Origin of the sequence: Paraliobacillus ryukyuensis, from assembly GCF_003315295.1 — a bacterium.
GTDB classification, from domain to species: domain Bacteria; phylum Bacillota; class Bacilli; order Bacillales; family Amphibacillaceae; genus Paraliobacillus; species Paraliobacillus ryukyuensis.
On the sequence record NZ_QNRI01000008.1, the window covers coordinates 121,006 to 142,677 of the forward strand.

A 21,672-nucleotide genomic window follows, 5' to 3' on the forward strand; every position below is an offset into this window, starting at 1 on the left:
GCATCCGCTCCTTTATAATTCATCAAAACCGTTAGAAGAAGAAACTTTTGTATACGTACGAGATTTTTGCTCAAAGAAGTCTGATTTTGTTTCATTCAACATTTCATCACTGAATACATGAATCCAAGCCATTGGATTCTCACGTTCTTCATAATAATTATCTAAACCGATTTGACGTAGACGTTTGTTAGCTAAATATTCAACATAACCATGGAATTCTTCTAAATCGATTCCATCAATGTCTTTTAAGATATAGTTTGCCCATTCTTTTTCATTTTGCACAGCTTTATCAATCGTTGTGTATACAAATTGAATATTTTCCTCTGTATTTAATTCAGGATTTTCAGTAAGTAAAATACGGATGAATTGTGAAATAAAGTAAGCATGTTGCATTTCATCGCGTTGAATATAGCTAATCATGGTGCTAGTTTTTAACATTTTTTGTTGACGAGCTAAATGATAGAAAAAGGCAAAACCAGCATAGAAATAAATACCTTCCAAGTTGATTGAATTAATTGCTAATTCAAACAAGCGTTGTGGCGTTGGTTTTTCGCGAAATGCATCATAGCTATCCAGAATTAACTGATTTCGTTTTCGTACAATTGGATCATCTTTTGCTTGATCAAACCGCTCGTTCTGTTCGCGAAGTGGTACAAGCGAGCTAAGGATATACGAATAAGATTCATTATGCACGGCTTCTTGTTGGGAAATAACTGCAAAAATAGCTTTGAAACTAGAGTCTGTCACATAATCCATCACATGTGACATGGTTGGTGTTTGCAGGCTATCAAGTGAAGCGAGTTGTGTGTTAATACGTAAGAACACGTCTTTTTCTATTTCAGTTAAATAATCCCATTGTTTGATATCATCTTGCATGTTGATTTCTTGTGCTTTCCAGAAATTCGAAAGTAGTGTTTGATACAAATCATACATTTGTGGATAAGCGATATCGTTCCAGTTCAGTAAACCAGATGATTTTCCATTAATGAGGCCGGTAGATTTATTTGGATAAGTTGGATTAAGTAATTTAATTTTTGTTAGTGGTTGATCAGGTTGTACCATAATCGATTCCTCCTTGCGAAAATAAGGATAGGAGCTGTCAACAACGACAACTCCATATCTGTACTAGGTTTAATCATAAAAGGATAGAAATACTATTAGCTATGACAAGCTTCACACTCATCAATTTCTGTTTGGGAAGTGCTTCGTACATAATACGTTGTTTTCAATCCGTTTTCCCAGGCAGCTAGATGTAAGTTTAATAACTCGCGTGCTTTAATATCATGACGTACATAAAGGTTAAAGCTAATTCCTTGATCGACATGGCGTTGTCTTGCTGCGTTTTGTTTAATACTCCATGTTTGATCTAATTCGTGACGGGCACGACGATAATAATTGTATGTTACATGATCTAAATCAGGAGCAGTTACTTTGAATTTAAAGTTTTTCTTTTCCTCAGCAAATTCAACAGCATATAATGGATCAATTCCATCGGTTGATCCACCAATTTTAGCAGTAGAAGAGTTTGGAGCTACTGCCATGAGCCAGCCATTACGAAGACCGTTCGTTGCGACTTTCTCTTTTAGATCATTCCATCGTTCACTATCATAGCTTCGACGTTCGAAATAGCGGCCAGTTTCCCATTCAGAACCAGCAAATGCGCTATACGAACCTTTTTCTTTAGCAAGTTCCATGGAAGCCTGAATCGTATAGTAAGCAATATCTTCATACACTTTATCTGCGTAAGCTACTGCTTCATCAGATTCCCAATGAATGTGCTCTAATGCAAGCAGGTGATGCCAACCAAAAGTTCCTAATCCAACTGCACGATATTTTTTATTAGTTACTTGTGCTTGTCCAACGCTAATCGTGTTCAAATCAATTACGTTATCAAGCATACGTACTTGAATACGGATAAGACGTTCTAAAACATCTCCTCGTACGGCATTTGGTAGGTTAACAGAAGAAAGATTACATACAACAAACTCACCTGGTTTACGGACAATAACGATGTTACCTTCTTCATCTTCATATTCTCGAACAATTTGTGTAGTAGACATGTTTTGAGCGATTTCTGTACAAAGATTACTGCAATAAATAGATGTTCTACCTTCGCCACGACCATGTTTATTTGGATTTTGACGATTCACTTCATCACGGTAGAACATATAAGGTGTACCTGTTTCTAACTGGGCAACCATGATACGAGCCATTATGTCCATGGCGCGGTATGTTTTTCTAGGTAGTAATGGATGATTCACAGCTTCGTGATATTTTTCAGTGAAGTACTTCTTATCTGTTTCATCATAAAAATCTTCCAAGCCTAGCGCATTTCCATTCTCATCTTTCCAACCCATGATTTGTTTAACTTGATGTGGACAGAAGGTATGCCATTCTCCGATACTTTTTCCATCTTCATCTGTTACAGATAATTGTTCCATAAATAAGTTAGGAATAGAAACACCAGTGAAAATATCATGCGCTTTTCGTCGTTCATCACCGTTATTTGTTTTTAAGTCTAAGAAGCCATTCATAATATCTTTATGGAAGACATCCAAGTAAATAGCTACAGCACCTTGACGTTGACCTAATTGATCCACACTGACCGCTGTATCATTTAATAAGCGAATCCAAGGAACAACACCTGACGAGTTTCCTTTGAATTTCTTAATATCAGAACCTAGTGCACGAACTTTTCCATAATAAACACCAATTCCACCGCCATCTTTACTCAATCTAGCAATATCCCAGTTGTTAAGGTAGATTCCATCTAATGAATCATCAACTGTATCGATGAAGCAAGAGGATAGTTGGCCATAGCTTTTACCTGCATTTGCAAGTGTTGGTGTGGCCACAGTCATATAAAGGTTGCTTAAAGCCCAATAAGCTTCTTTTATTAAGTCGACTCGTTTTTCTGGAGCTTCATTTTGCATTAGCGTCATCGCAATGATCATGAACCGTTCTTGTGGAAGTTCATAGATATTACGGTTATGGTCACGTGCAATGTAACGATCTACTAGCAAGAACAGACCGATATAATTAAATAGTTCGTCACGTTCAGGAGAGATTTCTTCTTGTAGGCTATCAATTTCAGCTTTGCTGTAGGTATCAAGAAGAGCAGTTGAATAAATGCCTGTTTCTGTAAGTGTAGTAATCAAATCAAAAAGACTACCATATTTTTGTTTTGGATCATAATTTCGATTTCTAGCAGCTTCATGATAGATTTGCTCTAAATAGAAGTTAGCAGCGACAAATGTCCAGTTTGGTTGATCCATTGAAATGCGGTTAAGCGCATAGAATAAAGCTTCTTGGCTTGGATCTTTCGAAGTAGTTGCTATATTTTTGATTTGTTCTTCAAGCGCTGTTGTATCCATATTATACTTTGAAGAAAGGTTGGTAAGTTGATCCAACACGCGTTGCATGTCGTCTGTCATTGCAATTGTCATTGATAATCCTCCATTACAGTAAAAATTATGTATCTTTCTAGTCAAGAACTTGAGCATTTCAACTTCTAAAGATGCAAATATACAATAAAAAATACAATATATAGACATATATCCGTTCGAAATGTCTATATATTGTATAGTAACTCAAAATTTAAAATTAATCAATTAATATAACTATAATTTTTAGATTAAAAAGTGCAGTTATTATTATACGCAACTTCGGATAGAAATTGGATAGGTAATATATCCTATATATTTACCCTCCGACAAAATTCATTCATTTCTATTGTAAAATATGCTCATTTATTGTGCTATTTTGTAATAAAATAGACTAAATTATTCATTGATTAATTAGTAATTTTTAACTATAATAAAAAGGTGTAAAATATACGGAAAATTCTTAAGTTTAAAGGCAAACTTATTGAGAAATAAGGACGCAAAGCTACGGGTCTATGTCACTGACAAAGATAGCCGGGTTACCAAAACATACGTTAATCGTTTTCTACGATATAACATTGATGCGTTCACCAAATCTAGCGGGTGAATTTTTTTTATGGTTAGAAAGGAAGAGAAAAAATGAAGTCAATCGTAGTAGGTGGAAAAGATCAAAAAGCTGCCATAAAAAATGGATTAAAGGAATTAAATGTCAATCATGATCAAGTCGAAATTGAATACATACAAAGAGAGGAAAAAGGTTTTCTTGGAATAGGGAAAAAAGAGGCGAAAATTAGATTAACAGTAAAACAATCAAATGAAACAATACAAAAACCGGTAAGTGCATGGATAGAAAATGGCCAGGTTTATGCCTACCATATCGAAGACAAACATCCTATGATTGAAATACCCGATGATATTCAAGTGATTAAAAATAATGAAATCGTTGATACAACACAAACCACACTTACAGCTGATGATGTAGTAGAGATTAACATTCAGCAAGAAGATCCAGTAGCCACTAAATGGCGTATTGTCTTGGATAATTATAAGCTAGAAGCGATGTTAGAAATCGATCCTGGTTACCAAATTGTGAAAACGCTTCAAGATAGCCCGCCAAATATGCAGCTAAAGTTAAGCTATCAAGAAGAGACAATGACCAATAATGATCTCACGTTAGAGCAAGTAATCGAAGCGTTGAAAGAAAAAGCCATTACATTTGGGCTGGATCAAAATGCACTCCAAGAAGCACTAGTAGCGAAAGAGCCAGGTCAGTTTCTTGTTGCGAAAGGAATCGCCCCTATTGCTGGGAAGAATGGTTGGATAGAAAAAAAAGTGGATACAGAAGTTGCCGATCGTCTAGATGAAAACCAAGATGGGCAAATAAATTATCGTGATTCACATGTAATTCCAACAGTTGAGAAAGGGGATATTATAGGAACCATTCACCCACCTATACCTGGAAAAAATGGTACTACTGTTACTGGTGAGACTATCGAGGTAGAGCCAGTTTCGCCAATTGAAGTCACAGAAGGTACAGGTACTGTTATAGTAGGGGATAAGGTTGTTGCGAATGCGAATGGCCGTCCATTAATTGAACAGGTAGGCTTAGCGATTAAAGCGATGGTGGTGCCGCAATTTGTTCAAGAGGGAGATGTTACTTTTTCGACAGGAAATATTCACTTCCATGGTGATGTTGATATAAATGGAAGTATTGAAGAAGGAATGTTTATCGAAGCCGGCGGGGATATTCGAGTTGCTAAATCTGTTTATGAAGCCGAGTTAACGGCATCTAAATCCATTACGATTGAAGGAGCAGTCCATGCTTCCAAAGTCTCTGCAGGCAAGAATAATATGAGTATATATGAACTTGGTCTTAAGCTAGAAAGAATTATTACTATGATGGACGATTTGTATGCGATGGTGAAACAAATTACACAACAAGCGAATGAGCTAGATCGAGGGAAACTAAAACCGATATTATTGAAGTTGGTAGAAAAAAAACATCGACTACTACCTAACCATATAAAAGAATTATCTAGTGCAATTGCAACAAAGAAAAATGATATTCATGACTCAACTTGGTTTACCAGCGTAGATGAATTGAGTAGATTGTTTATTTCATTAAATGACCAGTCAATGACAATAGAACAGTTAGAAAACTTGATGCATACATTAAAAAATCTGCGAGCTAGTAGTCAGTTGGAGGGAAAAGTAGAATCTGTTTTAAGTGTTTCAAATGCATTAAATAGTACACTATCTTGTAGTGGAGATATTTCTATAACAGGTAAATCATGTATTAATTCTAAAATTGTAGCTGGTGGCATGTATCGATCAGATGGTGTTGTTAGAGGTGGCGAAATTTTTGCTTCTAAAGGAGTCGAACTAGCAGAAGCTGGCGCAATTAGTGAAACAACAACAATTATTGCCGCACCAAAAAATCAAGTAATTGTAATTAACAAGGTGCATCCAGGTACAGTCATTCAAATCGGTGAATCACAGCATCTCTTTACAGAAGAAAAAAGTCACATTAACGCACATATCACTTCAGAGGGGTATTTACTCTTTCATTAGTGAGTACATAGCTAATCATCTAATAGCAAAAAAATAATTCATTGTTGAATTTCATATGAAAATTCAGCAATGGATTTTTTTATTATATCGCACGAAATGCTAAATTGAATTTGCTTGAATCAAAACCAGTTTAAAAGTTTCGAAATTTGTCGATGTAGTAGGTAGGGGTGAAAGATCATGCGCTATAAACGGCAAGAATTACTTCGATTCACATTCGGTAAACCGATAACCGGTACATTCAATATCTTAATCGGGAATAAGAACGAAGAAAAGAAACTACAAAAATCAGAAGCTGGTGAACTATCTATTGTTGATATTAGTCCCGCAGGTATGAGGTTTAATACAAAATTAGATTTACCCATAGCTAATCAAAATTTCTTAGTAGAAGCTCAATTTTCCCTTGCGAATGAACCAATTACGATGACAGGTAAAATCGTCTGGAAAAAAGCACAAGTAAAAGAGTGCCAATATGGACTACAAAGTATTGAAGATGAAGAAAAAGAACAAAGGATTATTAGTTTATTAAAAAAACAACGTATCACTCATCATAAAGAAGAAATAGAAAATGAAGATCAAAACAATGGTTCATCTCAAATGCAACCTAATGAAGACGAACAACAGTAATAGGAAAAAAAGATAGCCGAATTAATACAGCTAAGTATTACATTACGCATTTTGTGCTGGGATATTGTGGTTTGGCTATCTTACCCATCCATTTATTGATACAATGCAAGCTCTTCCTCAATAGCTTGTCTAATTTTTAAAATACAGTCATCACCATCTTTTTCTCGAACCCGCCGGTCATTTACAAATGTATAAGGTACAAATCGACATAGTCCACAAAAATTCAATCACTCACTAACGATAACAGCAACTTCTGGATATTCTGATTCAATCAGCTTCTCTGTATTTATAGTTTGAAGTAGATTGCTTCGGATATTTGGTTCTCTGTCAAATGTGGGGGCGTCATTCTCACTCCATCATCTCTTTTATTACACTTACATTATTAATCATACTTGCACCTGAACCGCAGGGGAAATATACTCGCTTTCCTCTGGCACACAGGACGTGGGTCAGTTAGACGTTGTCACAGGACGTGACGGTTTTCGTCTAACTTCTAGCCGCTTAACCAAGTGGCTCTTCGGCTCGCGGGACTGCGATTACTCGTCCCATCGAAAACATTTGCAGTTCCCGCAGGAGTCTCGCATATTACCTCTGCTTTAGGAGAACAAAAGAGAGGGGATTGACTGTTTTTTTTTTTTGCTTCGATGGAACCTTTGATAAATCAAGGGATAACACCACTTTTAGTATAGAGCCGGATATTTCAACAACTACAATTCCGATACCAATCACCTTCTACATTGTTTCCTTTCTCAAGTGCGTCATTACGTTAACGTCTATTCACAACTTTGTCAACTTTTTAATATAAAAACCGTAACTTTGTTATTTACTTCACAAACTTTTTTAAGTATTATATTAATTGAGGCAGGTGTTGGAAATGGTGAAGGAAATGTCAACTCGACAAGCAGTGTTAGAGTTATTGAAAAAAAAGAAAGAACTTTCTGTTAGTGGTTTAAAAGAACACCTAGACATTACGGAGATGGCCGTAAGAAAACATTTAGTCAAGCTTGAAGGAGAACATTTAATAACTTCTCGCACCGTAAGACAACCGATGGGAAGACCAGTAATCTTCTATTCTTTAAGCAAAGAAGGCGAAAAGATGTTTCCCAATAACTATGATACCATCATAGTAGAGATTTTACGTGATGTACATGATAGTATGGGTGAAGAAGCTATTGATAAATTATTTGAAAATCGCGAACAACGCATGCGTAAAAAATATGGTAGGCGTATTTATCAAGAAGATTCCTTAGAGCAGAAGGTAAAAGATTTAGTGGATGTTCAAAATGAAAGTGGCTATATGGCAGAATTTATTGATCACCATGACGAGAATACGTTGAGTTTTGCGCAGTACAATTGCCCAATTAAAGCAATTGCAGATCAATATGATAAACCATGCCAATGTGAGCTACAATTATTTAAAGATGTACTGGGTACGGATCAAGTAGAACGGGTAGAATGTATTGCAAAAGGCGGGAACAGTTGTAAGTATACGATTACAAAATAACAAAGAACAAACTAATCATTCTTATCGCATTTATACAATTGAAAATTATTCAGTAAAAAACTCTCTAGGGCAGAGAGTTTTTTTGTGCATACATACATCTAGGAAGCTATAACCTTTTTGCTTCTGAAATAATACTTTTTAGCATACGATGCACTGCGCGTTGTCGTTTCACGGGAAGTTTTCTCATCTGTTCAATCTGCTCTCTGAATAATGGGTGTTTATAAATATAATCAATAATCGAGCTTAATTCTTTATCCGAGTTAACTGATAGATTAACCTTTGCGTCATATAATTGCTGATATTCGCTTAATTGTTCATCGTGATAGGATTTCTGTCCGACTAAATGATCAATTGTTTGTTCAAATAACTTACTTAGTTTGACTGTGGATAGAAGATCTGGTGTGACATCCCCGTTTTCCCATTTGGCGATGACCGATCGAGAAATATTTAGTTTATCGGCAAGTTCTTGTTGGGTCCATTGTTGCTTATTTCGATAATATCTGATGTTCGTCGCTAACTGTGTGGTTATCATTGTATCACTCACTATCTGGTTCTATGTCGTAATCCTATCATGTCTAAAAAATAAAAGTTTGATTTTGTTGTTCTTATAATGAACATATAGTAAAATATTCATTATAAGAACATAACGAGGAGGCAAACAAGTGATAAGTTGTTTGATGGTGTTAGTAGATAAAAACCAAAACAAAGAAGCGATTATTGACAAAGTTGTTCACAGAATTAGCCCAAATCATTTATGTAAAAGAAACGGTTGGATTATTACATTTGCCTACCATAATAACAAGACGATCGTTTGGCAAACTGCACTAGAATTAGAATTAGATGGACAAGTCGTTGGCTATGGTTTTGGTTCAACAATGGAAGAAGTAAAAGAAGACGTTTTTCGTTTATTAATCAAAAGAGTACAAATGGATCGAGTAACATATCAAGCTTTACTCTCATAATTATCTTTCTGAATTTTGGTGTCATTAATACTTGTCTCCCCTAATGACACTTGAGATTAAATTTTACTGTCAGAAGGTAAAACGAAAAATAGCCGCAACGTGTGTGCGTTGCAGCTATATGCTAAACAATCGATAAGGATTGTTGCTTGTCATAATAGTTTAAGTAGTCTGCCTTTGTTACAAAGAACAATTGAAATTGGTGCTCGACAGGGATGTCTCGATTTATTTTTTCATAAACATTAGGATAAAGCAGATGTCCCGCGTGTACATAATCTAATTTACCATTTGCTCTTAGCGAACGAGCATTATTTTTTCTTATTTTTAAGAAGACAATATTGTACGCTGTGGTAGTGAATAATTCATATAAAAAATCTAACTTAGCGCGATAATTGTAGCCTTTGCCAAAGTATGGTTGACCGATCCATGTTGCTAGAAAACCAGTATTAGCCTCAAGATCAACAAGACTTATAATGCCAATTGGTTGCTGGGTTTCATCACAAATTGTGCGCGAGATTAGATTACCGTTTTGCTCCTTTAGGATCGTCTGTTGCGTGATAGCCAAATATTGGTCAAATGTGTTTGCTTTTTCTCTAACGTAAGGGTATACAGCCGGGTGTTGTAATAAATCAAATAAAACATGAACGTCACTGATTTCTCGTTTTTTTAGCATAAAAAAACCTCCATTTTGAATGGAGGATGACTGCATAGAAAATAAAACTTTTCGTGCGCATCACCCTCGAATTTTCATTAAAGTTAATCAAACTTTACAAAATTAATAAAAATTCGGGGTGGGAATCGAACCCACTAGAACCTAGCGTAACGCAGGTGGCGCACCATTTGCCTTCCCAATATTACTTATTTGCTAATCACATCATAACGCATTTTTATCCAACTGAATATCATTTTTTTTAGGAAATTTTCGACAAAACCTCCGCCTGATCAGACTCGTTATTTACTTGCTATAAATCGCTTGTAAAGCTACGTCTAAATCATCATAGCGAAAGCGGAAATCATGGGATAAAGCTTTATTCGGTAACACCGCTTGCCCTTCCACAACTAATATACTCATTTCACCTAGTAGTGTCTTGATAACAAAGGATGGTACTTTTATTTTGTTGGGACGATGCATCACGCTTGCTAATTGTTGGCTAAAAACTTTATTACGTACTGGTTTTGGAGCTGTCACATTCATTGGGCCAGTTACGTTTTTTTCTTCAATTGCAAATAATAACATACGCACTACATCATCAACGTGGATCCACGATAACCATTGCTCTCCAGAACCAATCGGTCCCCCTACAAAGAATTTAAATGGAAGCGACATAAGCGACAATGTGCCAGTTTCTCCTAATACAATACCGAGCCGAGCATGGATAACGCGTACATCAAATGCTGCTGCTTTGTTAGCTGTATTTTCCCATTTTTTTGTTACATAAGCTAAAAAATCATTACCAGCAGTCGTTGTTTGTTCCGTAAAAGTTTTTTGATCGGAAGTGCCATAAAAACCTACCGCTGAAGCATTTACTAAGACATTTGGTTTATTCTCCAGCGCCTGTATTAGTTCAATAACTCGATTAGTTGCTTCAACACGGCTAGAGAGAATACGTTGTTTTTTTTCTTCTGTCCAGTAGCCGAATAGTGATTCACCTGCTAAATTAATGATAGCATCACAATCCTGTAATTCGCTCTCCGGTTGCATACCTTCTTTTAACCAACCAACATACGTAATAGCGTTTGTATTGGAAAACTTTTCTGGTGAGCGTGTGAGGATATACACATGGTGCCCAGCGTTTGTTAATAATGATGTTAGTTTGGTACCGACAAAGCCAGTACCACCAGCAATTGCTATATTCATTCTAATCCTCCTAATCACAATTTCATGTTAAACTAATAGGTGAGGTGACATTTATGCCAACAATCTCTCGAATTACAACGCAAAAAAAGAATAAACATCGCTTTAATATTTTCATTACAAAGGACGGTAATGAGTCTTATGGCTTTAGTGTCGCAGAAGATACCTTGATTGCAGAACACTTGCATAAGGGTATGGAAATTGACCAAGAAACAATGGATGCCTTAATAAAAAAAGATAATTTACATAAAGGGTATTCCCTGGCTTTACACTTTTTAAGCCACCGAATGCGATCAACTAAAGAAATGTATGATTATTTGGTGAAAAAAGAATTAGATGACGAACAAATTCGTGTGATTATTGCCCGTTTAGTAAAAGAAAAATGGTTAGATGATCGACTATTTGCGGAAGCTTTTGTGCGAACGAAGATTGAAACAACGAGTAAGGGGCCCTTATTAATTAAAAAAGAATTAATGGAGAAAGGTGTAAGTGCAGTCGAAGCAGAAGCGGGTCTGCGTAATTATACCTTCGATAAGCAGGTGGAAAAGATAAGTAAACTAATTATCAAAAAGCAAAACCAACGCTCGAAAGCTTCTCACAAACAACAAATCAATAAAGTGAAACAGAGTCTTTTGCAAAAAGGCTTTACGCAAGATGCAATATCAGATGCTTTTAGTAACAATAGTCATGATAAAGATGAGGAAAATGAATGGGATGCGGTAGTATATCAAGGAGAGAAGATTTTACGGAAGCATCAGCGCAAGTGGACAGGCTTTGAATTAGAACAAAAAGTTAAAGCTTCCTTGTATCAAAAAGGCTTTGCTTTTGACGATATCGAGAAGTTTATTGATATCTATATTAAAAATGAGGATGATTCTGGGACAAAAGAGTAAATGAGCAGGAAAAATCCAAACATTAAAGTCCGCCGTACACAATAACGCTTCGACAAAATACTTCGCTTTCCGTAGGCACGGCCTAGGCCCCACTAGAGATGGATCAGTTAGACGTTGTCACAGACCATGACGAGTTTAGTTTAACTTCTAGCCACTGCACATAGCGGATCTTCGGCTCGTGGGACTGCGATTGCTCCTCCCATCTTTTCCCACAGGAGTCTACGTATTTTGCCTACGTTTCGTTCAGATTGTTTGAATTCTAGTTTTCTGATTTAGTTATGTCTCAGCTTCAATTGTATTTATCCTAACAACCCTTTTGTTTTTAAATCAGCTACTGCCTCATGGACATGTTCCACAACATAGTTAGCATGTTTTTTTACGTCTGGATGAGCAGATGCCATTGCGTAACTATGCGGTGTCATTTGGAACATAGAAATATCATTAAAAGAATCACCGATAACAGCAATTTCTTCAGGGGCAGTATCGATTGTTTTTAATAAACGATCCAACGCAGTTCCTTTGCTAATCCCTTTTGGAACAAGGTCTACACAGCTTGGATCGGATAAGTAACTTTCCATTGCTCCTTCATACTGTTTTGCCAATTCCGCTTGAACGGCAGAAACTTCGGGTGTTTCACCGACGATCATAAATTTAGAAGGAATGATGGTCTTACCGATCTCAGTGTCAAAAGCTTGTGATTCTACTAAAGGAAAGAAAAACACATCTTCGTATTTTTTAAAGAAATCATTTTTATCCTTTGTCATGATATGATCTTTGGTAGAAACAAGGTAGTTAATACCATGCTTTTCAATTTCCCGGTATAGTGTTTGGCTTAACTCAGGTGAAAAAGTTTGTTCATGCAGTAATTCACCATCTGCGTTATGTACAAAGCTACCATTTTGACTAATACGATTACCATTTAAATTTAATAATTTAAATATCTCTTGAATTTCATTGTCTGATCTACCGGTAGCGATAGTCAACGTAATCTGGTGATCATGTAACATGTGCATGGCGCGTTTGTCTTCTTCTAAAATCGTACTATAATTACGAAACAACGTTCCATCTAAATCGGTTGCAAATAATTTAATCATCGGTTCTTTTCCCCCAGTTCGTTGTTGATTCAACATTTATTTTACTAAAAGAACAAATTGTCGTCTATCTTCTCAAAGTAAAAACAGGCATGCCGTAATGGGCATGCCTGCCTGACAGTTAGGTTCGTTTTCTTGTTTGAATTTTAACGATTTTTTGTGTCTGTCTAGGTGCTGTTTCGCCGTTTACCTGCTGGGACGCATGTTTAGGATTGGCACGTGGTGACTGAAATGGACTTGGTTCATGACGATTAAGCCGGTGCATTATTTTTCACCTCTAGCCATTCGTTGTTTGGGAGTGGTAGCAATTGAACCATTTGGTCTGAGCGCGTGGCTGTCGGCTTTTGCTCTTGGCTCCAGGTTCGTTTGTTTTCTAATTGGAAAATCTTTTTTCTTATTTCGCACGGATTGTCCCCCCGTTTAAAACCTTGCACTTTTTTTAGTGCAAGCTTAGTGTGTGTTAAATCATTGGGGATAATACTAAACAAAAACACCCAGAATTGTTGGGTGTTAGGATAAAGTGGGCTCATCATCTACAAGTAATTTATCTTGTAATTTCTTTTCAGAAAAGACCCAACCGGTATAGGAACTGATATTTTCTAGCTCAGTGTCTAATTGAACCACAGCAACAAAAGGATAATGTCCTTTTGAACGGTAACGAAGATCAATAAATCGTACTTCCGTGTAGTCATCATATAAATTGATTTCCCAACGGTAGACAGGTGAGAAAGATAAAAATGCAGCGACGTTTTTATCTTGTTTTGCTTTGTCGATTAATTTATTATTTGGTAAGGGTACGCGGTGATATCGATCAACAATTTGGATATTACCGTCAATAGCCCTAGCCACATAGAAACTATTTTCTGTTGTGATGGCTAACCGCCAGATATTTTGACGTAATGTTGGTGAAGTGGCGATTCTTTCCACTTTACCGTAATAGTGGTGAATTTTTTTAATAAGTGCTTTCTTTTGTAAATAACGTTTGATGTAATAAGCGATTAATATCGTGTAAATCACTAGCCAAGTTGTAACAGGATCAGCACCAAATAGCCAAATGATAATACCGATGGCATGCATGATAAAGATAAATGGATCAAATGTATTGATAAAGCCATAGGCTACCCAACGATTGGTGAACGGACGGTATGCTTGTGTACCATAAGCGTTAAAAATATCAACAAAAACATGTAAGAATACAGCCAAAAAGGTCCATATCCATAAATGCAGAAACGATACACTTGGCACAAAGAAATAAATAGCACTAGAGATCAATAACCCCCAAAGAATAACGGCAGGAATTGAATGGGTAATCCCACGATGATGACGGATGTATACCGCATTATTTCGGAGTTTTAGAATGGTGTCAAAGTCAGGTGCATGGGAACCGACAATTGTTCCAATCATAATGGTTTGCGCTAGCGTAGGATCTTGGTGTACCACAGGATCAATTGTTGCTAAACCACCAAGCGCAATTCCCATTGCAATATGGGTACCAGTGTCCATCTGGGTGTCCTCCTTATGTGCATAGTTTGAGTTGGACGAAATAATTATATGCGTTACATTAGTTGTACTAATCAATATTACCTTGATTACGAAAAATCAAACCATAAAGGTATTGATCTATCTATTATTATTATAACATGAAGGGGAATGGCAAGTGGAGGATAGCAAATTTACACAAAATATAGAAGAAATCAATATTGAAGCCTTTCAAACGGATTTAATTAACTGGTTCTATCAAGAAAAACGGAACTTGCCATGGAGAGAAAACCAAGATCCATATAAAGTATGGGTTTCCGAAATAATGTTACAACAAACAAAGGTTGATACGGTGATTCCGTATTTCGAACAATTTATGAAAAAATTCCCAACGGTGGAAGCCTTAGCAAGTGCGGATGAACAAGAGGTATTAAAAACATGGGAAGGGTTAGGTTATTATTCCAGAGCAAGAAACTTGCAAAGCGCGGTACAAGAAGTTGTTGAAACATATGAAGGTAAAGTGCCGAATGATCCGAAACAATTGGGTGATTTAAAAGGGGTAGGGCCTTATACAAAAGGCGCTATTTTAAGTATCGCCTATGGTATTCCTGAACCTGCCGTAGATGGGAACGTAATGCGTGTATTGTCAAGGATATTGCGTATCGAAGCAGATATTGCGAAAGCAGGGTCACGACGCATTTTTGAAGCAGCGGTTCGTCAATTGATCTCCGAAGATGATCCCTCAGCTTTCAATCAAGGATTAATGGAATTGGGGGCACTTGTATGTACACCGAAATCGCCTTCATGTATGCTGTGCCCTGTTCAAGCACACTGCAAAGCTTTTCATGATGGCGTAGAAACAGAACTTCCGATTAAAACAAAAGCAAAAAAACAGAAAAAACAACCGTATTTTGCTTGTGTACTTGTCGATCAACATAATCGTTTTCTTATTGAACAACGCCCGAATGAAGGATTGCTAGCAAACATGTGGCAATTTCCATTAGTGGAAAAAACGGATGTAGATGATGATCATTTACAAGCGTGGGTAAAGGAGAAATATAGAGTAAGTTTGAAAGGAACAGACCTTTTACCGAAAATAAAACATGTCTTTTCTCATATTATTTGGGAATTAGATGTTCGATTATTTTATGTAGAAACAACAGAGGAACAAGCGAATAATCAACAGTGGCTCTCCTTTGGTGAACTTGCGCCATATCCGTTTCCAGTACCATTTCAAAAGTTGATTAATCAACTAGCAACACATTTTGAGTCAGAGATATAGTGAGCGGATTTATTACCTTTTTTTTATTTAATTTCGGAATAACTGATGTGAATTTGGATAAATTAAGTGGTGCGGAGGTGATATGAGATGGCTAAAAAACAAAACAAAATGCCAAACCAAACAACTGCTGGAACAAACGTTCAAAAAGTAAAGCAACAAAACCAAATGGCTAAACAAGGTAATTCACAGTACGGTACAGAATTCGCTTCTGAGACTGATGCGCAACAAGTAAAAAAACAAAATCAACAGTCTCAACAAAACAAGTAAGAAACATCACGTCAGGTGAATCCCCTGTAGCTGTATTGCTGCAAAAAAATACGCTATATCAAGAAGAAGTACCCACCACACCGGTTTGGGTACTTCTTCTTTTTCGTGCCACTTGAATTTATCCTTATTGTCCGTTATGCTATATCACACTAAATACCTTGCAGAAATCAGATTAATTTGCGGAATCATGTTGTTTTATTTTGTTTTCATGCCAAAAAAAGTTATAATATATAGCAAAGATAATTGTAAAGAAAGAAAGGGAGATAAGATGGCTGGCCAAGAACCTGGGACATCTATACGAATTAAAAGCTACAAGCATAACGGTCAGCTCCATCGTATATGGGATGATACCACTATTCTAAAAGCAACAAGTACGATGGTTATTGGAGCGAATGACAAAACGATTGTAACAGAAAGTGATGGTCGCTCTTGGACGACGCGGGAACCGGCGGTATGCTTTTTTTATACAAAACATTGGTTTAACATTATAGGTATGTTGCGTCAAGACGGGATTCATTATTATTGCAATATTAGCTCGCCATTTGTTTTTGAAGAGCAAGCAGTAAAATACATTGATTATGATTTAGATATCAAAGTCTTCCCCGATATGACATATACATTATTAGATGAAGATGAATATGCGCTACATAAAGAACAAATGCGTTATCCTGAAGTACTTGATCGGATTCTACACAATAATGTTGATTATTTGCAATATTGGATTCGACAAAGAAAAGGCCCATTTTCACATGAAGCCATTGATCAATGGTATGAACGATTTTTGACTTACCGCTCATAAACAATAGGTTCATGAATATCCTTGTCTACAATAGGCAAGGTTTTTGTATGTTAGTAGTGTAAAGAGGTGTTGGAATTGAATAGTATTAAACGATATTTTGAATTTGTAAAACCATATAAGTGGCGCATCTTAATAACTATCTTGATTGGAATTGTGAAATTTGGGATCCCGCTGTTAATGCCTTTAATTGTGAAATATGTCATCGATAATATTGTCGGGGCAGATACCCTTTCACAAGGTGAGAAATTAAATCAATTAGCACTCATTGTCGGTGGCGCATTCCTTATTTTTGTTGTATTACGACCACCAATCGAGTATTACCGCCAGTACTTGGCTCAATGGACAGGTAATAAAATTTTGTACGACATTCGGGAAAGATTATTCGATCATATTCAAAAACTTAGTTTAAAATTTTATTCTCAGACAAAAACTGGTGAAATTATTTCCCGGGTAATCCATGACGTCGAGCAAACGAAAAATTTTGTCATGACTGGTTTAATGAATATCTGGTTAGATATGGTGACAATTCTAATTGCAATTGGCATTATGCTAACCATGAATGTATGGTTAACGATTGTAGCTATTGCGTTGTTTCCACTATATGGGTTATCTGTGAAGATTTTTTACGGAAGGCTGCGCAACCTTACTCGTGAGCGGTCTCAAGCTCTAGCACAAGTGCAAGGGCATTTGCATGAACGGGTGCAAGGTATTCCGGTGACCAGAAGTTTTGCATTAGAAGACTATGAAGAAGAACAATTCGATAAACAAAACCGAAACTTTTTAAATCGAGCGATTGATCATACAATTTGGAATGCGAAGACATTCGCAGTAATGAACACGATTACGGATTTAGGTCCGTTAATTGTTGTTGGTTTCGCGGGGTACTTTGCCATTACTGGTAATTTAACAGTGGGTACAATTGCAGCCTTTGTTGGTTATATGGATCGTGTGTATAGTCCGTTACGGCGATTAATTAGTTCTTCTACGGTTTTAGTTCAATCGATTGCTTCCATGGATCGTGTCTATGAACTATTAGATGAAGCATACGATATTAAAGACAAACCAAATGCCAAACCGCTCACGAAAGTGGATGGTGATATTACGTTTGATCATGTCACATTCCAATATGAAAAAGATGAAGAGGTCGTTCTACAGGATATATCTTTAGAGGTGAATAAAGGTGAAACGATTGCATTAGTAGGAATGAGCGGTGGTGGTAAGTCTACAATTATTAGTTTAGTTCCTCGCTTCTATGACGTCACTAGTGGTGCTATTCGCGTCGATGGCGTGGACATCAGAGATATTCAAGCACGCTCCTTGCGAGACAAGATTGGTATGGTTTTGCAAGATAATATCTTATTCAGTGAATCTATCGCGATGAATATTCGAATGGGGAACCCAGATGCCACCGATGAAGAAGTAGTAGATGCGGCTAAATTAGCGAATGCCCATGAATTTATTAGTCATCTTCATGATGGCTATGATACATTGGTGGGAGAACGCGGTGTGAAGTTATCCGGGGGACAAAAGCAGCGGATAGCGATTGCCCGCGTGTTTTTAAAAAATCCACCGATCCTTATATTGGATGAAGCTACTTCTGCGCTAGATTTAGAGAGTGAACATCTTATCCAAGAAGCATTAGAAAAATTAGCATCGAATCGAACCACATTCATTGTAGCGCACCGACTATCCACGATTACCCATGCGGATCGAATTATCTTAATTGAAGAAGGTAATGTGATAGAAGAAGGGTCGCATCAAGAATTAATGAAACAACAAGGAGCTTATTATAAGCTTTATCAAGTTCAACAATTAGATGATCCGAACGAAGTGTCAACAGCGAATAAGTAGGTGGTATTCTTAAATAAGAATAAAAAAGCCGAACGATAAATTATTTATCGTTCGGCTTTTTTTATTAAAGAAGGATAAAGGAGAATTGTGAATTTTTGCGATAGGGTGAATCATCGTAGTTCCGTGAGCTGAATACCAATTGATAATGTATTACAATCTCTAACTTTCCCATGTTTTGTAGGCCCTCACACGCTATTAGTTATTACCACGCCATTTACTAGCAAAGATCTCAAGTTTTTCTGTATGATGATATTTCTCGTAACTATGCAGCAGTGTTTCTAGATGATCTAAGTGATAATGGTATTCCATTAATTGCGAGGCTAATGGCAGGAACATTAAGCGATCGTCTATTTTCTTCTCATTATCTTCATACATCTGAATTAATGTATCCACTAAGTGAGGGATATCTGGCTCAGCAATATCTTGAAGTGATTGTCTGTTTTTACGTTTGATCCGTCCCATAAAACTAAGTAATAACCGCTCATGCAAGTGAATGACTTTATCTAATTCTTGTATTAATACTGTTTGAAAATCGGGTGGAATTGATTTGATTCGTTCATCCAGATGATGAAAAGCTTTTAATACGTCAAAACTTTTTCTGGTGGTTGCAATCAGCTGACGAAATACAATAAGTTTGCGAGCTTTTGCTAACCTATTTTTACGAAAATAAATTCGTTCTTCTGAAAATAATAAATAGGTATGATCCATTCGCCGAACTTCTTGCTGAATCCGATAGATTTCTCCTTTTAACGATGGATTGTCAGATAAGTGCCTTGTCGTAATACGAAGCCATTGCAAGATATCTGAGGTAATCCGATCAATCTGTTTAAATAAATTAGTTTCATATTTCGGTGGTAAGAATACCAAGTTCACAATAAAGGCAGAAATAATTCCGAGCATTAGTGAAGAAAATCGAAGTAACGCAAGCTCAATTACGGGTACATCTGTCGATTCCATGACTGCAATAACAGCAATAATCGCAATAGCAACCGTACTTTCTCCGATTTTGAAATACCGCGTCACTCCGATAACAACTACAACGGTAAACCCGACAACAAATGGATCAACCCCTAGCGTATAAGCGGCAATCGTTGCCACACTTACGCCAATCACATTTGCTTGTAATTGTTCCACGATCGTTTGAAATGATTGATAAATGGAAGGCTGAATCGCAAATAATGCAGCTATCCCAGCAAAAACGGGAGATGGGAAACCAATTAAATTAGCCGCATATAGCGCAATCGCCACAGCCAGTCCAGTTTTTAACATCCTTGCGCCTAATTTCATAAGTTAAGATGGCAAAATACTTGCCATGTCCCCCTTTTCGTTAATGTTACGCTATGAATTTTATATCCTATTATGGAATGAAATAAACTACTATATACTTATATAATGAAGAAGGTTAATATGCAAGAAAATTTTGGAGTGGGTTTGGAATAAAAGTAAAAAAGCAATGGAGAAGAGGACAAAAAGATTAAGACATAGTTCTTTATCATTCAAAAAAGGACCTTTACAATAAGGTTGTAAAGGTCAAGTTTCCATGCTTTGAAGGGAAGTCATACAAATTGACAATAGAAAGCATGAATGAAAATAAAAATTTTCATTATCATATTAACATAAATGATACAACCAATCAATTCATAATTTAATAAATATTCATAAAATTGCATAAAGTATAACGATAAAAAGAACGATACCTTTGATAAAAATAAGGTACCGTCTGATTATTCGAGTTAAATAGACATGGATTTTGTATAAAAATTAATTTTTCGACATTTTTTGAAATGCTTGATCCACTGCATCAAGTGTTTTCGTGATGTCTTCTTTTGTATGTTCTGTTGTTAAAAACCATGCTTCGAATTTAGATGGGGCAAGATTAATTCCTTGTTCTAGCATGAGATGGAAGAATTCAGCGAATTTTTCTCCATCCGATGCTTCTGCTTGCGCATAATTTTCAACTTTTTGATCGGTGAAATATACGGTCATCGCTCCTTTTAAACGATTAATGGTCAATGTAATGCCGTGTTTTTCTGCGTACTTCGCAATCCCATCTTCAAGTAATTTACCTAGCTCATCTAATTTTTCGTACGTGCCTTTTTGTTTTAATACTTCAAGACACGCAATTCCAGCTGATATAGAAGCAGGGTTTCCTGACATGGTACCGGCTTGATACGCAGGGCCGAGGGGTGCAACTTGTTCCATAATTTCTTTTTTTCCACCGTAAGCGCCAATTGGTAGACCGCCGCCAATAATTTTCCCCATTGCTGTCATATCTGGTTCTACACCAACGATTTGCTGTGCACTACCATAGGTGAAACGGAAGGCAGTAATCACTTCGTCATAAATAACGAGTGCTCCAGCATCATGTGTTAAACGATTTACTTCTTCTAAGAATCCTGGTTTTGGCTCGACAATTCCAAAGTTACCAACAATCGGTTCGACAAGCACAGCTGCAATTTGGTCGCCCCAACGATCAAGTGCTTCTTTGTATGCTTCAATATCATTGAATGGTACTGTAATTACTTCCTGTGCTGTTGCTTTCGTCACACCAGCAGAATCTGGATTACCTAACGTAGAAGGTCCAGAACCAGCTTGCACAAGCACGATATCTGAGTGGCCGTGATAACAACCGGCAAATTTAATAATTTTTTCCCGGTTGGTGTAGGCACGTGCAACACGGATCGTGGTCATTACCGCTTCTGTACCAGAGTTAACTAAGCGTACTTTATCCAATGAAGGAATGGCTTCTTTAAGCATTTTCACAAATCTATTTTCCAATGCTGTCGGCGTTCCATAGAGCACCCCATTTTGCGCGGCTTTCGTAATAGCTTCCGTAATATGTGGATGCGCATGTCCTGTGATAATTGGCCCAAAAGCTGCCAAATAATCAATATACTTGTTGCCATCTACATCCCAGAAATAAGCGCCTTCGCCTTTTTCCATATAGACAGGTGAACCGCCACCAACGCCTTTAAACGATCGAGAAGGTGAGTTCACACCACCAACAATATGATCTTGTGCTTCTGTATGTAGTTGTTTTGATTTAGTAAAATCCAATCGATATCCCTCCAATATATTGTTTCCATTAATCATTATAGCACGTGTAAAAAAAAG

General features: G+C 36.7%; 20 protein-coding genes and 1 riboswitch. Of the genes, 9 read left to right on the forward strand and 11 right to left on the reverse strand.

The features are described from left to right. Positions 1–12: 12 nt before the first annotated feature. Complete coding sequence (locus tag DES48_RS11790) at positions 13–1,062, reverse strand: ribonucleotide-diphosphate reductase subunit beta (protein ID WP_113869437.1); 1,050 nt, start codon at positions 1,060–1,062, stop codon at positions 13–15. A 95-nt stretch (positions 1,063–1,157) separates the two neighbouring features. Continuing rightward, a complete protein-coding gene (locus DES48_RS11795; RefSeq protein WP_245911434.1) occupies positions 1,158–3,434 on the reverse strand; it encodes a ribonucleoside-diphosphate reductase subunit alpha in 2,277 nt (758 codons plus the stop codon). A gap of 413 nt (positions 3,435–3,847) precedes the next feature. Continuing rightward, positions 3,848–3,930, forward strand: a riboswitch (cyclic di-GMP riboswitch). Between the two features lie 92 nt (positions 3,931–4,022). Between DES48_RS11795 and DES48_RS11800 the strand changes: the two genes are divergently transcribed. The 3 genes from DES48_RS11800 (at position 4,023) to DES48_RS11815 (ending at position 8,082) form a co-directional block, all read left to right on the forward strand. Next, complete coding sequence (locus tag DES48_RS11800; protein ID WP_113869441.1) at positions 4,023–5,954, forward strand: flagellar assembly protein A; 1,932 nt, start codon at positions 4,023–4,025, stop codon at positions 5,952–5,954. 177 nt (positions 5,955–6,131) lie between these two features. Beyond that, positions 6,132–6,578, forward strand: a complete 447-nt coding sequence (locus DES48_RS11805) for a PilZ domain-containing protein (protein ID WP_113869443.1) — start codon at positions 6,132–6,134, stop codon at positions 6,576–6,578. Positions 6,579–7,452: 874 nt separating this feature from the next. After that, the gene (locus tag DES48_RS11815) at positions 7,453–8,082 is read left to right on the forward strand and encodes a helix-turn-helix transcriptional regulator (protein ID WP_079708855.1); all 630 of its coding nucleotides are present in this window, start codon (positions 7,453–7,455) and stop codon (positions 8,080–8,082) included. Between the two features lie 106 nt (positions 8,083–8,188). On the opposite strand, the gene DES48_RS11820 is transcribed toward DES48_RS11815, so the two are convergent. Beyond that, positions 8,189–8,614: a helix-turn-helix domain-containing protein gene (locus DES48_RS11820; RefSeq protein ID WP_113869445.1), complete on the reverse strand. Its 426-nt coding sequence runs from the start codon at positions 8,612–8,614 to the stop codon at positions 8,189–8,191. 130 nt (positions 8,615–8,744) lie between these two features. Between DES48_RS11820 and DES48_RS11825 the strand changes: the two genes are divergently transcribed. Then, positions 8,745–9,044, forward strand: coding sequence for a hypothetical protein (locus tag DES48_RS11825; RefSeq protein WP_079708857.1), 300 nt, complete (start codon positions 8,745–8,747; stop codon positions 9,042–9,044). A 121-nt stretch (positions 9,045–9,165) separates the two neighbouring features. Here the strand turns inward: DES48_RS11825 and DES48_RS11830 are convergent, their stop codons facing one another. Together DES48_RS11830 and DES48_RS11835 are read right to left on the reverse strand one after the other, a co-directional pair. Then, positions 9,166–9,714, reverse strand: a complete 549-nt coding sequence (locus tag DES48_RS11830) for a GNAT family N-acetyltransferase (RefSeq protein WP_113869447.1) — start codon at positions 9,712–9,714, stop codon at positions 9,166–9,168. A gap of 282 nt (positions 9,715–9,996) precedes the next feature. Beyond that, positions 9,997–10,899 (reverse strand): TIGR01777 family oxidoreductase, encoded by a 903-nt coding sequence (locus DES48_RS11835; protein ID WP_113869449.1) that lies wholly within the window; start codon positions 10,897–10,899, stop codon positions 9,997–9,999. 53 nt (positions 10,900–10,952) lie between these two features. Here DES48_RS11835 and recX point away from each other — a divergent pair, with 53 nt between their 5' ends. Further along, positions 10,953–11,789, forward strand: a complete 837-nt coding sequence (gene recX, locus DES48_RS11840; RefSeq protein ID WP_113869451.1) for a recombination regulator RecX — start codon at positions 10,953–10,955, stop codon at positions 11,787–11,789. A gap of 299 nt (positions 11,790–12,088) precedes the next feature. On the opposite strand, the gene DES48_RS11845 is transcribed toward recX, so the two are convergent. The 4 genes from DES48_RS11845 to DES48_RS11860 all read right to left on the reverse strand — a co-directional run bounded on the left by DES48_RS11845 (position 12,089) and on the right by DES48_RS11860 (position 14,383). Next, positions 12,089–12,883 carry an HAD family hydrolase gene (locus DES48_RS11845; RefSeq protein ID WP_170126210.1) on the reverse strand — a complete coding sequence of 265 codons (795 nt, stop codon included), beginning with the start codon at positions 12,881–12,883 and terminating at the stop codon, positions 12,089–12,091. A gap of 118 nt (positions 12,884–13,001) precedes the next feature. Next, the gene (locus DES48_RS11850) at positions 13,002–13,145 is read right to left on the reverse strand and encodes a YpzG family protein (protein WP_079708862.1); all 144 of its coding nucleotides are present in this window, start codon (positions 13,143–13,145) and stop codon (positions 13,002–13,004) included. Then, complete coding sequence (sspK, locus tag DES48_RS11855; protein ID WP_079708863.1) at positions 13,145–13,285, reverse strand: small acid-soluble spore protein K; 141 nt, start codon at positions 13,283–13,285, stop codon at positions 13,145–13,147. The genes DES48_RS11850 and sspK overlap by 1 nt, the downstream gene beginning before the upstream one ends. A 105-nt stretch (positions 13,286–13,390) precedes the next feature. Beyond that, complete coding sequence (locus DES48_RS11860; protein ID WP_113869455.1) at positions 13,391–14,383, reverse strand: metal-dependent hydrolase; 993 nt, start codon at positions 14,381–14,383, stop codon at positions 13,391–13,393. Positions 14,384–14,537: 154 nt separating this feature from the next. Here DES48_RS11860 and mutY point away from each other — a divergent pair, with 154 nt between their 5' ends. The 4 genes from mutY (at position 14,538) to DES48_RS11885 (ending at position 18,558) form a co-directional block, all read left to right on the forward strand. Then, positions 14,538–15,641: an A/G-specific adenine glycosylase gene (mutY, locus tag DES48_RS11865; protein WP_113869457.1), complete on the forward strand. Its 1,104-nt coding sequence runs from the start codon at positions 14,538–14,540 to the stop codon at positions 15,639–15,641. Positions 15,642–15,728: 87 nt separating this feature from the next. Continuing rightward, positions 15,729–15,908, forward strand: coding sequence for a gamma-type small acid-soluble spore protein (locus tag DES48_RS11870; RefSeq protein ID WP_079708866.1), 180 nt, complete (start codon positions 15,729–15,731; stop codon positions 15,906–15,908). 268 nt (positions 15,909–16,176) lie between these two features. Continuing rightward, positions 16,177–16,707 (forward strand): nucleoside tri-diphosphate phosphatase, encoded by a 531-nt coding sequence (gene ntdP / locus DES48_RS11880; protein WP_079708867.1) that lies wholly within the window; start codon positions 16,177–16,179, stop codon positions 16,705–16,707. Positions 16,708–16,782: 75 nt separating this feature from the next. Further along, positions 16,783–18,558 (forward strand): ABC transporter ATP-binding protein, encoded by a 1,776-nt coding sequence (locus tag DES48_RS11885; RefSeq protein WP_113869461.1) that lies wholly within the window; start codon positions 16,783–16,785, stop codon positions 18,556–18,558. Between the two features lie 195 nt (positions 18,559–18,753). On the opposite strand, the gene DES48_RS11890 is transcribed toward DES48_RS11885, so the two are convergent. Together DES48_RS11890 and DES48_RS11895 are read right to left on the reverse strand one after the other, a co-directional pair. Continuing rightward, positions 18,754–19,845 (reverse strand): FUSC family protein, encoded by a 1,092-nt coding sequence (locus DES48_RS11890; RefSeq protein ID WP_079708869.1) that lies wholly within the window; start codon positions 19,843–19,845, stop codon positions 18,754–18,756. Positions 19,846–20,319: 474 nt separating this feature from the next. Further along, positions 20,320–21,615, reverse strand: a complete 1,296-nt coding sequence (locus tag DES48_RS11895; RefSeq protein WP_113869463.1) for a glutamate-1-semialdehyde 2,1-aminomutase — start codon at positions 21,613–21,615, stop codon at positions 20,320–20,322. Between the last annotated feature and the right edge of the window lie 57 nt (positions 21,616–21,672).

Bases quoted from the DNA above. Each gene is read 5' to 3' on its own strand.
- DES48_RS11790 (WP_113869437.1), bottom strand. From the start codon at position 1,062: ATGGTACAACCTGATCAACCACTAACAAAAATTAAATTACTTAATCCA.
- DES48_RS11795 (WP_245911434.1), bottom strand. From the start codon at position 3,434: ATGACAGACGACATGCAACGCGTGTTGGATCAACTTACCAACCTTTCT.
- DES48_RS11800 (WP_113869441.1), top strand. From the start codon at position 4,023: ATGAAGTCAATCGTAGTAGGTGGAAAAGATCAAAAAGCTGCCATAAAA.
- DES48_RS11805 (WP_113869443.1), top strand. From the start codon at position 6,132: ATGCGCTATAAACGGCAAGAATTACTTCGATTCACATTCGGTAAACCG.
- DES48_RS11815 (WP_079708855.1), top strand. From the start codon at position 7,453: ATGGTGAAGGAAATGTCAACTCGACAAGCAGTGTTAGAGTTATTGAAA.
- DES48_RS11820 (WP_113869445.1), bottom strand. From the start codon at position 8,614: ATGATAACCACACAGTTAGCGACGAACATCAGATATTATCGAAATAAG.
- DES48_RS11830 (WP_113869447.1), bottom strand. From the start codon at position 9,714: ATGCTAAAAAAACGAGAAATCAGTGACGTTCATGTTTTATTTGATTTA.
- DES48_RS11835 (WP_113869449.1), bottom strand. From the start codon at position 10,899: ATGAATATAGCAATTGCTGGTGGTACTGGCTTTGTCGGTACCAAACTA.
- recX (WP_113869451.1), top strand. From the start codon at position 10,953: ATGCCAACAATCTCTCGAATTACAACGCAAAAAAAGAATAAACATCGC.
- DES48_RS11845 (WP_170126210.1), bottom strand. From the start codon at position 12,883: ATGATTAAATTATTTGCAACCGATTTAGATGGAACGTTGTTTCGTAAT.
- DES48_RS11850 (WP_079708862.1), bottom strand. From the start codon at position 13,145: ATGCACCGGCTTAATCGTCATGAACCAAGTCCATTTCAGTCACCACGT.
- DES48_RS11860 (WP_113869455.1), bottom strand. From the start codon at position 14,383: ATGGACACTGGTACCCATATTGCAATGGGAATTGCGCTTGGTGGTTTA.
- DES48_RS11870 (WP_079708866.1), top strand. From the start codon at position 15,729: ATGGCTAAAAAACAAAACAAAATGCCAAACCAAACAACTGCTGGAACA.
- ntdP (WP_079708867.1), top strand. From the start codon at position 16,177: ATGGCTGGCCAAGAACCTGGGACATCTATACGAATTAAAAGCTACAAG.
- DES48_RS11890 (WP_079708869.1), bottom strand. From the start codon at position 19,845: ATGAAATTAGGCGCAAGGATGTTAAAAACTGGACTGGCTGTGGCGATT.